Here is a 12,835-nt window from a genome sequence, read left to right as displayed (position 1 = left end):
TTGCTGCCAGACTGAGTGGCCATGGACGCGGCTCGGGTGATCAACGACAACGGTGCTTGGTGCTGGTTCCAGGATGAGCGGGCGGTGGTGGATCCGGACGGCGGTGTGCTTGTCGTCGGGTCGATCGCGGCGCCGGAGGGACCCGGGGGAGATGCGCGAGCCGGCAACGTCGAGTTGAGCGTGGTGGATTTGCGCACCGGCTCGGTGGAGGTCGTCGTACTGCATGAGCGGTTCGAGGCCGACGATCATGATGTGCCGGCATTGTGGCGACGCAGGGACGGGCGCTGGCTGGCCGTGTACACGAAGCACAAGACCGACGACCTGACGCGGTGGCGGGTGAGCGAGCCGGGCGATCCGCGGAAGTGGGGCCCGGAGCAGTCGTTCGACTGGAGCGAGTTCACCGGCGGTCGTGGCGTCACGTATTCGAACCTGCACGAACTCGACGGCCGGTTGTACTGCTTCGCGAGAGCGGTCAACGACGACCCGTGTGCGCTGGTGTCGGACGACGAGGGCGACACCTGGATGTACGCCGGGAAGCTCTTCACCCGCCCGAAGATCGGCTACGTCAACGGCTACACGCGCTATGTCTCCACGCCGACGCGCGTAGATCTGATCACGACGGATCACCACCCGCGCGACTACAACAACTCGATCTACCACGGGTACCTGGAGGCCGGTGCGCTGCACCGTACCGACGGGACCGTGGTGGACGACAGCGCGCTGGATGCCGACGCGCCGTCGCAGGTCGAACTGACCACGGTCCTCGCAGCCGACTCGGTCTGGGACGGCGAGCCGATGACGCACTGCTGGACCGTCGACATCCGCCGCGCCGGCGACGGCACCCTCGCGGCGATCCTGCTGGCCCGCCACGACGTACCGGAAACACCAGAAAACGCTTTCGCCCGGGACCATCCGGTGCCGGATCACCGCTTCTTCTACGCGCGCCTGGCTCCGGGCGGGACCTGGCAGGTGCAGCAACTGGCCAAGGCCGGGCACGGTCTCCTGCCGCACGAGAACGACTACACCGGCCTGGTCGCGCTCGACCCGTACGACGTCGACTCGCTCTACGTCTCCACCCCGATCGACCCCCGCGACGGGACCGCGCTGAAGCACCACGAGATCTTTCACGCTCGTACGGCGGACGGCGGGGCCACGTGGGCGTGGACGCCGGTCACCGAGAACTCGACCGCCGACAACCTCCGTCCGATCGTGGCTCCCGGCGATCCGACGCGCGTCCCGCTGCTCTGGTTCCGCGGCCACATGACCGCCTCCCAGCACTACGACTGCGAGATCGTCCTCCTCAACCGACCCAGGTAGCCCCAGCGGCGCGTCTTTGGGCTCCGGCCAACCACGGAGCGGTGACCTTGGGCGCCGGTCAACCAAATGACGGTGCTGAAAATGGTTGGTGGGTGCTCAAGGTCGCATCCAGGAGGCGGGGGTTCGGCGAGGGCGGGGCGCGGGTGAGGTGGGCGGCGCCTGGCGAGAGATGGTAACGAGCGGTACTATCTATGGGTGATGGTTCCGGTGCGGCGGTTGTGGGTGGCGGTGCTGTGTGGGTATCTGGCGTTCGGGGCCGCCTTGCAGGCGTTGCCGTCGTACGTGCCGGAGAAGTTCGGCGGCGGCGCGCTGGCGAGTGGGACCGCGGTCGGGATCGCGTTCCTCGCGACCGCGTGCGGCCGGCCGTTCGCCGGATGGCTGGCGGATGCGGGCTGGTCGCGTCCGGTGGTCGTCGCCGGGGGAGTGCTGGCCGCTCTTGGGGGCCTAGGGCAACTGTTAGCTCCGAGCCTGGGTGTGCTGATGGCGGCTCGTTTGGTGATGGGTGCGGGTGAGGCGGCGCTGTTCTCGGCCGCTCTGCCCTGGGTCCTGGCGGGGACGCGGACGGCGCAGCGCGGTCGAGTGGCGGGCTGGTTCGGCCTGTCGATGTGGGGTGGTCTGGCCGCCGGCCCATTACTGGGAACTCTCGTGGGAGATCGGGTTTGGTGGGTGGTTGTCGCGCTGTCCGCTGCGTCGGCCGCGCTGGTCTTGACGACGCGGCGTGAGCCGGGTCGGGGCGAGCGGTTGGCGCCGATCCGGGAGATGGTGCCGCGGGGAGTTCCATTGCCCGGGGCAATTATCGGGCTGGCGGCGTACTGCTACGGCACGGTGGCGGCGCTGCTCGTACTGCGGCTGCGGGCCGACGGGATCGGTGTCGACGACGTCGCGCTCGCGGTGTTCGCGGCGGCCTTCCTGGTGGTCCGGTTCGCCGGGAGTCCGCTGGTCGATCGGTACGGCGGACGCGTGGTCGCGGCCTCGACCGTCGCCGTGGAGATTGCCGCGCTGATCGGGATCGCCGAAGCGAACGGGCCGGTCGGCGCAACGATCTTCACCGCACTGGCCGGACTCGGGCTGGCGCTGGTCTACCCGGCGTGCGTCTCGATGACGCTGGATCGGGTCCGGGGTCTGCGGCCCGGGGTGTCGATGGGCGTGATGACGTCGTTCTGGGATCTCGGGGTGATGGCCGCGGGTCCGCTCGGCGGATTCGTTGCGGAACAAGCAGGTTTCCGCGCGGCGTTCCTGCTGGCGGCCGGCGCCGGCGTCGCGTGTGTCGCCGTACTGCTCAGAATGCCGCGTCGAGCAGTGTCTCCACGATGACCCGTGCCTCCGCGCCCAGCCCGGGATCCTGGTCCACCGCGCTGATCAGTGTCGCACCCTCCAGTACGACGACCAGTTGCCGCGCCGATGCTTTCGGGTCGCGCGCCTCGCTCAGCAGTCGCTCGAACAGTGAGCGGTAGAAGGCGAGATGGTCCTGCGCGAGCCGTCGCGGGGCGCCGTCCTGCCCGCGGTCCTCGGTGGCCGCGTTCATCATCGCGCAGCCGCGGAACCCGGCTTCGGCGTACCAGCTCGCGACCAGGTCGAAGACCGCGAGAACGCGCTCTCTCGCGTCTCCGCCGGCTTGCTCGACGGCCTGGTGGTGCCACGCCCGGACCCGCTGCGTGCGGTCTGTGAGAACCGCCTCGACCAGCCCTTCCTTGGAGCCGAAGTTCTTGTAGATGGTGAGTTTGGATGCCCCGGCTGCCTCGACGACCTCGTTGATCCCGGCCGCATGGATCCCGCGCCGGCCGAACACGTCCGCCGCCGCCTTCAGGATCCGGGCCTTGGTCGCCTCCGGATCCAGCCGTTCCCCTGCCTTGACCGGCATCGGGCCACCACCTCCACGGTCCACCTTACCGAGCTGGACCTACTTAAGAACGATCGGTACTATCATCTCCTATGTGGACAGCAGCGGGATACGAGGACGTCGGCGAGGCATTCGAGCGCAACTTCACCGAGCGCGGCGAGCTGGGCGCGGCGTTCGCGGCGTACCACCGGGGCGAGCTCGTGGTCGACCTGTGGGGCGGTACGGCGGACCCGGACACCGGACGGGCGTGGGATCGCGACACTGTGCATCTGATGTTCTCCGGGACCAAGGGCCTCACGAGCGCGTGCGTCCTGCTGCTGGTGCAGCGCGGCCAGGTGCGGTTGGACGATCCGGTCAGCCGCTACTGGCCCGAGTTCGGTGCCGAGGGCAAGGAACGTACGACGATCGCGGAGGTGCTGTCCCATCAGGCGCGGCTGGCGTGGGTCGAGGCCGGGTACGCCGACCTGCTCGACCACGACGCGATGGCGGCGCAGCTGGCAGCGCAGGCGCCGGCGTCCGACCCGCGCACCGGGTTCATGTATCACGCGGTGACCTGGGGCTGGCTGCTGGACGAGTTGGTACGACGGGTGGACGGGCGCACCGTGGGACAGTTCTTCGCGGACGAGTTTGCCGCACCGCTGGGGCTCGAGGTGTGGATCGGCGTACCGGAGGACCTGCACTGGCGGGTGGCGACGATGGTCGCGCCGGACGGAGTCCTCGTCGACGGGCCGTGGACCGAGTTGAACCGGCCGAATCCGTTGTGGATCCCGGGGTCGGAGAAGATCTGGAACAGTGCCGAGTACCGCACCGCTGGGCTGGCCGCGGTCGGTGGTTACGCGACGGCGCGCGGGATGGCACGGTTCTACGCGTCACTGCTTGATGCGGACGGAGTGCTGGCGCCGGAGACTGTCGCGCTGGGCCGCCGTGAGATTCGGCGGGGAACCGAGCCGACGTGGGGGAGTGAGATCAGGTACGGCGCCGGCTACGAGCTGCAGACCGGCGACGGGCGGATGGGCGATGAGGCCGACGCCTTCGGTCACGCCGGAGCCGGCGGCTCGCGACACGGCGCCTGGCCGGGTCGCGAGACCGCCTTCTCCTACCTGATGAACGAGGTGCGCGTCGGACCCGACGCGCGCTCGCTCACCCTGCTGGAAGCACTCAGCGCTCGAAGCGTTCAGCCGAGGTAGTCGCGCCACGGGCCGGTGATGGCGAACGTGATGCCCGGGGTCTGCATGTTGACGAACAGGACCTTGCCGTCGTCCGAGAACGCCGGGCCGCAGAACTCCGAGTCGTTCAGCATGTTCCGGACGATCGCGTACGTCGGGCCGCCCGGCGTCGCGCTCAGCACGTGGCTGCTCGCGCTGCCGTCCTCGGCCAGGATCAGCGAGCCCCACGGGGTCACGGTGACGTTGTCCGGGCCGTCGAAGTTGTAGTCGTCGTACTTCGCCGGGTCGCCGCTGTCCGCGATGGCGCTCTCGGGGAAGTAGGTGACGAGCTGGATCGTCTCGGCGTCGTAGTCGTAGAACCAGACCATGCCGTCGTGCGGGACCGCGTCGGCGGGCAGGTCCGCGGTACCGGACTCGGCGTACGAGTTGACGACGTACACGCCCTGCTTCGTGCCGAAGACGCCCTCGAACTTCTTGCCGCGGGTGATCTGGCCGTCGGTGAACTGCTTGCGCACCGACGTGGTGGCGCCGTCGCGGTCCGGCACCGGCACCCACTTGACCCGGAACGGGCGCAGCAGCTGGGCCGACGTCAGGTACGCGACGTCCGGGATCGGCTTGCCGTCGTCACCGAGGATCGCCAGCGCCTCGAGCGTGCCGAAGTCCTTGTTCTGCAGGTCCTGCCAGCTGCGCGAGCTGAGCCGGTAGCCGCGCGGCGCCGACCAGCGGTAGAAGGTGCCGTTCGGGCCGGAGGCGTCCTCGGACAGGTAGATGTGGGTCCGGTCCTCGTCGATCGCGAGCGCCTCGTGGGCGTACCGGCCGAGCGCCTTCAGCGGCACCGGGTGCGCGGTCTTGCCGTCGCCCCAGACCTCGAAGACGTACCCGTGGTCCTTGAGCCGGGTGGTGCCGTTGGCCTTGTTCTCGGTCTCCTCGCAGGTCATCCAGGTGCCCCACGGGGTGTGGCCGCCGGCGCAGTTCGTCAGGGTGCCGGAGATGCCGACCCACTCGCCGCGATTGCTGCCGTCGCGGCCCACCTCGATGACCGTGCAGCCGCCGGCCGCGCCGACGCCGCTGTCGTAGACGGTGCCCTCGATCGGCGCCACGCCGAGCGGTCCGTTGCTGCTGATCTCGTGGTTCTGGATCAGGCGGTAGCCGCCGTGGCTGCCGGCGAAGACCGCCATACCGTCGTGGGCGTTCGGGGTCGGCTGACCGGTCTTCAGCTTGGTCTCACCGGCCTGGGTGACGATCTTGTACTTGAACCCGGCCGGCAGGGCGAGGAGGCCCTTCGGGTCGTCCAGCAGCGGCGGGAACGGCTTGTGCTGCGGGAACGGGGAACGGTCGCCGTGCGAGGCCGGCGCGGCCTCGGCGAGCGTCGGCACGGCGCCGACGGTGGTGAAGCCGACCCCGGCGGCGCCGACGGCGGCACCTCGGAGGACGGAACGACGATCGACAGACATGGCTTACTCCTGCTGACTACGTGGACGGGACGTTGTCGCGATCCTTCACGCCGACGGCTGACGGAGGGGAAACAGAACTTGAACAAAAGATCTGCAACGAATCCTCTGGTGCGGACGTCTACTGTGGGAGGTGATCATGATGCGCAGTGTGACGACCGTGCTGGCGGCAGCCGTGCTTTTGGTTGCGTGTGGCAATGAATCCGTGACTGGAGGACAACCGTCGATGACGCCGAGCAGTACTAGCAGTAGCAGCAGCGCTTCCGAGCCGGCCGGGAGTGTGGTCGACCAAGCCAAGGCTGACCTCACCAAGCGGCTGGGGGTGGACGCGGCCGAGGTGGCCGTCGTCAGTTCCGAGGAGGTCACCTGGCCGGACGGCAGCCTCGGCTGCCCGGAGCCGGGGATGCGCTATACCCAGGCGCTGGTGCCGGGGAACCGGACGGTCCTCGAGGCCGGCGGGAAGCAGTACAGCTACCACTCCGGCGGTCACCGGGCGCCGTTCCTTTGTGAGCAGCCGCAGCCGCCCAGCCGTTGAAAACTTTCCCGATAACTGGGTGTATCAACCCGCACCGAGGGTGACTCCGCAGAAGTGGGGGGAGCCTTCGGGCCGTTGCAGGGGGGAGGGCGGCGCGGGGCACGCAAGAGGGGGAGCTGACGCGGTGCGTGAGGTCCGGGCGGTCAGGCCGGACATCCGCACCGCGTCAGCGCGTACGTTCTGGCGGGTCAGATCAGCTCTGGCCGAGTGACGCGAGTGCGTCGCCGGCGCGCAGAACGGGCCCGGTGCCCGGCTCGGGCTGCGTGAGCGCGAACGCCAGCAGCGCGTCAGCCGCCTGCTTGCCGCTCTCACCGGTGACGGACATCCGCCCGGCGATCAGACCGGCCACGAGCGGCGTCGCGAACGACGTACCGCTCCATCGCGCCATGCCCTGGAACGAACGCAGCTCGCCGGTGTTCGGCGGTTCGGTGCAGATGTAGTCGCCGGTCAGGAACGCGTTCACGAGGTGCTCGCCCGGCGCGTAGACGTCGACCCAGCCGCCGAAGTTGCTGAACGACGCCCGGTCCCGCCCGTTGTCCGCGAGCGCCCCGACGCCGACGGCCTCAGGGAACGCGGCCGGCCAGAAGTAGTCCCTGGACGACTCGTTGCCCGCCGCCGCGACCAGCGTGAGGCCGTTGACACGGTTCAGCCGGGTCTGGACGAAGACATCCAGTGCGAGCGGTGCCAGGTCGAACCGCGTCCTGGTACCTGCCGAGAGACTGATGATGTCGGGTGCCAGATCGAGGATCTCGTCCAGTGCCTGCGCGAGGTCGAACTCCCACATCGCACCGGCCGTGGTGAAGTAGCTCTTGACGACGATCTCCACGTTGCGCGCGATCGCCCGCATCACCCCGGCGATGAAGGTCCCGTGACCGGCGTACGGCCGGATGTGCCCGGCGCCGTCGAACGCGTTCTCCGGGTCGCCGGTGACCCCGGTCAGCCAGTACGCCGCCGGCGCGTCGGACCAGCCCACATCGAGTACGACGACCTTCACCCCGCGACCGTCCGCGGCGCCCGCGGACAGGAACGGCGTGGGCAGCACCGGATCCGGCGGCGTGCCCGGGGTGACCTCCTCGGGCTCGGTCGCGGGGCACGGGCTGACGCTCGGCGTGACGTAGAACAGGTGCTCCGGGGTGACGACACCGCGTCCGAGCCGCAGGTCGGCGTACTTCAGGAATCGTTGGGTGAGTGAACGATCCTCCGGTGCCTCGGGCGGCACGCGGTCCGGCAGCAGCAGCCGGGTGACACCGCCGATCCCGCCCTCGTCCGGACGGCCGCCCTGGAAGAGCTCGATCACCCGCGGGACGTCCTCGTCGCGGACCAGGACGACGCCGGTGCGGTACAGGTAGTCGGCTCCCTCGGGCCGCTTTTTCCAGTCCTCCGGGAACACCTCGACCTGACCCTCGAATCCGCGGAGAATCAGCTCGATCTGAGCAATGTACTTCGGTTCGGTCGTTTGATTTTCCATTTCCCTACATCCCCCCTGGACAGTCGAAATGCCCGATACTATTCCAGAATGCCGACGGCAGGGGGGAGTGCCGGGGCGGTAGAAAATCTACTGCCCCTCGCGTTGTCACGTCCGCACGACGCGATCGCGTCGGCGCGCTCTCTGCTGGCCGGTGCGCCGCCGGCGGTCGAGGCGTCGATCGCGCACCAGGCCTGGGGCATCGGTCTGCGGCAGCTCGGCGACGTCACCACCGCGGTCCGCCAGTTGCGGACCGCGCTGCGATTGGCGGAACGGTCCGGGCGGTCGGAGCGAGAGGCGGATGTCCTTGCCACGTTGGGCGCAACGCTCGGCCGGGCAGGGCGGAGCCGCGAGGGTCTGGCGCGGCTCGATCGTGCGGTCGACCTCAGTCGCGGAGCGCTGACCGGGCGGGTGCTGCTGCGGCGCGCCGACGTACTGCTGGTGCTCGGGCGGCATCGCGAGGCACTCGACGATCTGCGGTCGGCGATCACGCGGTTGCGGCGGTCGGGTGATCAGGTCTGGGAAGCGCGGTCGCGGAACTATCGCGGATTCATCCAGCTGGCTTTGGGCGGTACGAAGCGGGCGGACGCGGATTTCGCGGTGGCCGAGAAGTTGTATGCGGCGACCGGGCAGGAGTTCGAGTACGCCGAGGCGCGGCAGAATCGGGGTCTGGTCGCGTATGCGCGCGGCGATCTGCCGACGGCGTTGCGCTGTCTGGACGAGGCGGGCCGGCGGTTCGCCGCGGTCGGTGTGGTGTGGCCGGATCTGGCGATCGATCGGTGCGGCGTACTGCTTGCTGCCGGTCTCAGTACGGAGGCGCTGGCCGAGATGGATCAGGCGGTCGCGGCCGAGGGCGGTACGGCGACCAAACGCGGGGAACTGTTGTTCGCGGCGGCTACCGCTGCGTTGGCGGCAGGAGATCCGGCGGCGGCGCGGGAGCGGGCCGAGCGGGCGCGACGGTTGTTCTCGGCGCAGCGGCGGGAGTGGTGGTCGGTGCGTTCGTCGATGGTGCTGCTGGAGGCGCGGTATCAGTCGGGGGAACGTGGGGAGCGGTTGCTTCGGCGCGTGAGTGCGGTGGCGGGGCGGTTGGATGCTCTGGGTGCTTCTGAGGCGTCGGCTGCGCATTTGCTGGCGGGGCGGTTGGCGTTGGACGTTGGGCGGGCTCGGGCGGCTGATCGGCAGTTGGAGTTGGCCGGGCGGCACAGTAAGGACGCGCCGCCGATCGCCCGGAGTGCGGCGTGGTTGGGGAAGGCTTTGCGGGCTGATGCGCGGGGCGACGTTCGGGGGATGTTGTCGGCGTGCGGTCGTGGGCTGGATGCGTTGGACGAGCATCGGCTGGCGATGGGTGCGACCGAGCTGCGGGCGTTGGCGACGGGGCACGGGGCTGAGCTGGCTGAGTTGGCGTTGCGGGACGCTCTGCGGCGGGACGATCCGCGGCGGTTGCTGAGCTGGGGTGAGCGGTGGCGGGCGACGGCACTCGGGGTGCCGCCAGTGCGACCACCGGACGACGAGCAACTCGCCGGCGAACTCGCGGCGCTGCGCGACGTCGTACGACGGCTCGACGCGTCCCCCGACCCGTCCCTGGAGAAGGAACGCCGACGCCTGGAGAAGACAGTCCGCGACCGCGCCCTCCGCGCCGCGGCCGGCCCAGGGGGCGGCACCGCTGGTGCTTGGCGCTTCGACGTGGACGAGCTGGTGGAGGCGTTGGGGGAGACCGTGCTCGTGGAGCTGGTCGGGGTGGGTGGTGTGTTGTATGCGGTGGTGGTGCGGGACGGACGGATCACGAAGCACGAGGTGGGTCCGCTGGCTGCTGCAGCACTTGAGATCGAGCGATCCCGCTTCCGCCTCCGCCGTCTCGCCCACGCTCGCCCGCACACCCCCTCGGGGCATTTGGGGCCGTCGCTGGATGTGTTGGGGGCGCGGTTGGGGGACGCGATTCTTGGGTCTGCACAGGACCTGCTCGGGGATCGGCCCGTTGTGATGGTGCCGCCGGGGAGGTTGCAGGCGTTGCCGTGGGGGCTGGTGCCGGAGTTGGTCGATCGGCCGGTGAACGTGGTGCCGTCGGCGGCGGTCTGGTTGCGGGCGCGGCGGGTGCGGCCACCAGCAGATCGTCGTGTCGTGCTGGTGCTCGGGCCGGGTCTGTCCGCGGGTCGCGCCGAGGTCATGCAGCTGGCGAAGCAGTACCCGGACGCGACCGTGCTCGCGGACGGCGACGCGACCGCGGAGAAGGTACTGCGGGCACTCGACGGCGCCTGGATCGCGCATATCGCGGCGCACGGCACGTTCCGCGCGGACAGTCCGCTGTTCTCGTCGTTGCGGCTCGACGACGGACCGCTGACCGTGTACGACTTCGAGCGGCTGCGCAGAGCGCCGTACCGAATGGTGTTGTCGAGCTGCGACTCCGGACTGGCGAAGCCGGTCGGCGCGGACGAGCTGCTCGGGTTGAGCAGCAGCCTGATCCCGTTGGGCGCGGCGGGCATCCTGGCGAGCGTCGTACCGGTGAACGACCCGGCAACCGCGCCCTTGATGCTCGCGACGCACGAGAACCTGCAGGCTGGCCAGTCGCTTGCGGCGGCGTTCGCCGCGGCTCGTGTGGGGACGCGAGGTGATCCGGTGGCCGATGCGGCGGGTCGTTCGTTCGTCGCACTCGGGGCTTGATGTATCAGCGGTCGTCCGGATCGCTCTGTACCAGTAGAGAGGTACGGCGGTCCGGTGAGGAAGGGGGACGGCGTGCGGGATGATCCGACAGTCGTCGACCTGGTCACCAGGGCCAGGGACGGCGACAAGGGTGCATGGGACGAGTTGGTGGAGCGGTACGCGCCGCTCGTCTATTCGGTGTGCCGGCGGTGCCGCCTGGCGCAGCCGGATATCGACGACGTCGGGCAGAGCGTGTGGCTGCGGCTGGTCGAGCACCTGCCCGGTCTGCGGGAGCCGGCCGCGTTACCGGGCTGGATCGCGACCACGACCCAGCGCGAGTGCTTTCGGCTGATCCGCGCGAGCAGCCGGGTCGAGCCGGTGGACTTCGTGCAGGCACCCGATGTCCCCGAGCAGGCGATCGCCGAGGAAGAAGTACTTCGGCACGAACGCAAGACCATCCTGCGCACCGCCTTCGCGGAACTCTCGCGGCGCTGCCAGGTCCTGCTCGCACTGCTGATGCAGGACCCGCCGGCGCCGTACGACGAGATCAGCCGGCGGCTGCAGGTGCCGGTCGGCAGCATCGGCCCGAACCGGGCCCGGTGCCTGACCCGGCTACGACAAACTCCCGCGCTGGCACGGCTGGCGGCGGACGGACCCGATGACAGGACGAGGGGGTGAGAGAACCGTGATGGATCCGGACTGGCACGACGACGAGAAGTTGATCGAAGCCCTGCGGGACGCGCTGGCGTCCGCGGACGAAGTTCCGTCCGCCTTCGTCGAAGCCGGCAAGGCGGCGTTCGCATGGCGGACCATCGACGCCGAACTGGCGGCGCTCACCTACGACTCCGCGCAGGATCCGATCGACGCGCTGGCGATCCGGTCGGAGAGCGCGATCTTGCGGTCGCTCACGTTCGCGTCGGACGGCTGGACGGTCGAGCTCGAGCTGACACCGACCGCGGTCCTGGGCCAGCTCGACCCGCCTGAGGTCGGCACGGTCACGGCCCGCGGCGACGGCGGCAAGCTGGCCGAGACAGAGATCGACGAACTCGGGTTCTTCGTGCTCGGCCCGCCGCCGAACATTCCCTACCGCTTGGTGTGCACGACGCAATCCGGTACGACGATCCTCACCGGCTGGGTCACGCCCTAGGCCGCGAACACCTGGGAGTCGTCCGCGAACGCCTTGAATTCCAGGGCGTTTCCGGCCGGGTCGAGGAAGAACATCGTCCACTGCTCACCGGTCTGGCCCTGGAACCGTACGTACGGCTCGATCACGAACTCGGTGCCGGCCGCCTGCAACCGCGCGGCGAAGGCCTGGAACTCGTCGACGGTCAGGATCAGCCCGAAGTGCGGCACCGGTACGTCGTGCCCGTCGACCGGGTTGTGGATGCGCTTCGTCTTCTCCGGCGCGACGTGGGTGACGAACTGGTGGCCGCGCAGATTCCAGTCGATCCACGTGTCGGAGCTGCGGCCCTGTTCGAGGCCGAGCACCTCGCCGTAGAAGTGCCGGGCCGCGTCCAGGTCGTCGACCGGCATCGCGAGATGGAACCGGGGGATGGGCGAGTCGAGAACAGTCATAGTTCCATTCAAGCAGTCGTTTCGTCCCGCTGCTCGACCTCGACGTGCGGGCGAGACTGCCAGAGCGCCCACTCCGCGCTGACATCTCCGGCGGTCCGTAGCAGCAACGGGAGGTGGTCGTGCAGGAGCGTGTCGACGGATGTCTCGGCGGCGTGCACGGTGACGTTCATCGCGGCCCGGACCGTCCCGGTGCCGTCGCGTACCGGCGCGGCGACCGAGCGGACGCCCGGCGCGAGCTCTTCGTCGGCCAGCGCCCAGCCGCGCGCCCGGATCTCGGTCAGCTCGTCACGCAGCTGGTCCGGAGTGCGGCCGATGTACGGCGGAAGTCCGGCGCGGCTCGGCTGCGCGAGTACGTCGGCCAGCGCATCGGGGGAGAGCGCCGAGAGCAGGACCTTGCCCTGCGAGGTCTGCGCGGCCGGGAACCTGGTGCCGATGTCGACGCGCAAGGCGATCAGCTTCGGCACCGACACGCGGGCGACGTACACGATGTCGGAGCCGTCGAGCTGCGCCATCGACGACGACTCGCCGGTGCGGGCGACCAGGGTCTCGAGGTGTGGTTTCGCGATGTCCCACAGGCCGAGCGAACCGACGTACGCCATGCCGAGCGTCAGCACCTTGGGCGTCAGCTGGAACGAGCCGCCGGTGGTGCGGACGAAGCCGAGTTCCTCCAGCGTCAGCAGCAGCCGGCGCGCGGTCGGCCGGGCCAGGCCGGCGGCGGCCGCGACCTCGGTGAGCGACATCGTGCGGTGGTCCACGTCGAAGCAGGCGAGCACGTCCAGCCCACGCGCCAGCGCCTCGACGAAATCCGGACCCGCGCCACGGCCTGCCATCTGCTGATCCTCCCGATCG

General features: G+C 69.7%; 12 protein-coding genes. 7 read left to right on the top strand and 5 right to left on the bottom strand.

The window, feature by feature from the left end; translation table 11 throughout:
- The first annotated feature begins 21 nt into the window (after nt 1–21).
- A complete protein-coding gene (locus E0H92_RS38840) occupies nt 22–1,317 on the top strand; it encodes a BNR-4 repeat-containing protein (RefSeq protein WP_131461043.1) in 1,296 nt (431 codons plus the stop codon).
- Between the two features lie 198 nt (nt 1,318–1,515).
- The gene (locus E0H92_RS38835) at nt 1,516–2,631 is read left to right on the top strand and encodes an MFS transporter (protein ID WP_238173791.1); all 1,116 of its coding nucleotides are present in this window, start codon (nt 1,516–1,518) and stop codon (nt 2,629–2,631) included.
- Here E0H92_RS38835 and E0H92_RS38830 read toward each other — a convergent pair.
- A complete protein-coding gene (locus E0H92_RS38830) occupies nt 2,597–3,178 on the bottom strand; it encodes a TetR/AcrR family transcriptional regulator (protein ID WP_131499801.1) in 582 nt (193 codons plus the stop codon). The genes E0H92_RS38835 and E0H92_RS38830 overlap by 35 nt on opposite strands.
- Nucleotides 3,179–3,249: 71 nt before the next feature.
- Here E0H92_RS38830 and E0H92_RS38825 point away from each other — a divergent pair, with 71 nt between their 5' ends.
- The gene (locus E0H92_RS38825) at nt 3,250–4,344 is read left to right on the top strand and encodes a serine hydrolase domain-containing protein (protein ID WP_131461046.1); all 1,095 of its coding nucleotides are present in this window, start codon (nt 3,250–3,252) and stop codon (nt 4,342–4,344) included.
- On the opposite strand, the gene E0H92_RS38820 is transcribed toward E0H92_RS38825, so the two are convergent.
- Complete coding sequence (locus tag E0H92_RS38820; RefSeq protein ID WP_131461047.1) at nt 4,332–5,777, bottom strand: alkaline phosphatase PhoX; 1,446 nt, start codon at nt 5,775–5,777, stop codon at nt 4,332–4,334. The two genes, E0H92_RS38825 and E0H92_RS38820, sit on opposite strands and share 13 nt — an antisense overlap.
- Nucleotides 5,778–6,000: 223 nt before the next feature.
- Here E0H92_RS38820 and E0H92_RS38815 point away from each other — a divergent pair, with 223 nt between their 5' ends.
- Entirely contained in the window at nt 6,001–6,309 is a 309-nt protein-coding gene (locus E0H92_RS38815) for a hypothetical protein (RefSeq protein ID WP_131461048.1), read from the top strand.
- 193 nt (nt 6,310–6,502) lie between these two features.
- On the opposite strand, the gene E0H92_RS38810 is transcribed toward E0H92_RS38815, so the two are convergent.
- Nucleotides 6,503–7,777, bottom strand: coding sequence for a S8 family peptidase (locus E0H92_RS38810; RefSeq protein WP_131461049.1), 1,275 nt, complete (start codon nt 7,775–7,777; stop codon nt 6,503–6,505).
- Nucleotides 7,778–7,825: 48 nt separating this feature from the next.
- Here E0H92_RS38810 and E0H92_RS38805 point away from each other — a divergent pair, with 48 nt between their 5' ends.
- The 3 genes from E0H92_RS38805 (at nt 7,826) to E0H92_RS38795 (ending at nt 11,558) form a co-directional block, all read left to right on the top strand.
- Complete coding sequence (locus tag E0H92_RS38805; protein WP_131499800.1) at nt 7,826–10,432, top strand: CHAT domain-containing protein; 2,607 nt, start codon at nt 7,826–7,828, stop codon at nt 10,430–10,432.
- A 72-nt stretch (nt 10,433–10,504) separates the two neighbouring features.
- Nucleotides 10,505–11,089: an RNA polymerase sigma factor gene (locus E0H92_RS38800; protein ID WP_202874045.1), complete on the top strand. Its 585-nt coding sequence runs from the start codon at nt 10,505–10,507 to the stop codon at nt 11,087–11,089.
- 7 nt (nt 11,090–11,096) lie between these two features.
- Nucleotides 11,097–11,558 carry a hypothetical protein gene (locus E0H92_RS38795; protein WP_131461052.1) on the top strand — a complete coding sequence of 154 codons (462 nt, stop codon included), beginning with the start codon at nt 11,097–11,099 and terminating at the stop codon, nt 11,556–11,558.
- Here the strand turns inward: E0H92_RS38795 and E0H92_RS38790 are convergent.
- Entirely contained in the window at nt 11,555–11,986 is a 432-nt protein-coding gene (locus E0H92_RS38790; RefSeq protein WP_131461053.1) for a VOC family protein, read from the bottom strand. The two genes, E0H92_RS38795 and E0H92_RS38790, sit on opposite strands and share 4 nt — an antisense overlap.
- Before the next feature lie 8 nt (nt 11,987–11,994).
- Nucleotides 11,995–12,816 carry an IclR family transcriptional regulator domain-containing protein gene (locus tag E0H92_RS38785; protein ID WP_131461054.1) on the bottom strand — a complete coding sequence of 274 codons (822 nt, stop codon included), beginning with the start codon at nt 12,814–12,816 and terminating at the stop codon, nt 11,995–11,997.
- Nucleotides 12,817–12,835 lie beyond the last annotated feature (19 nt).

Origin of the sequence: Kribbella speibonae (assembly GCF_004331375.1) — a bacterium.
Lineage (GTDB): Bacteria > Actinomycetota > Actinomycetes > Propionibacteriales > Kribbellaceae > Kribbella > Kribbella sindirgiensis.
This window is presented reverse-complemented; position numbering and strand designations above follow the sequence as displayed.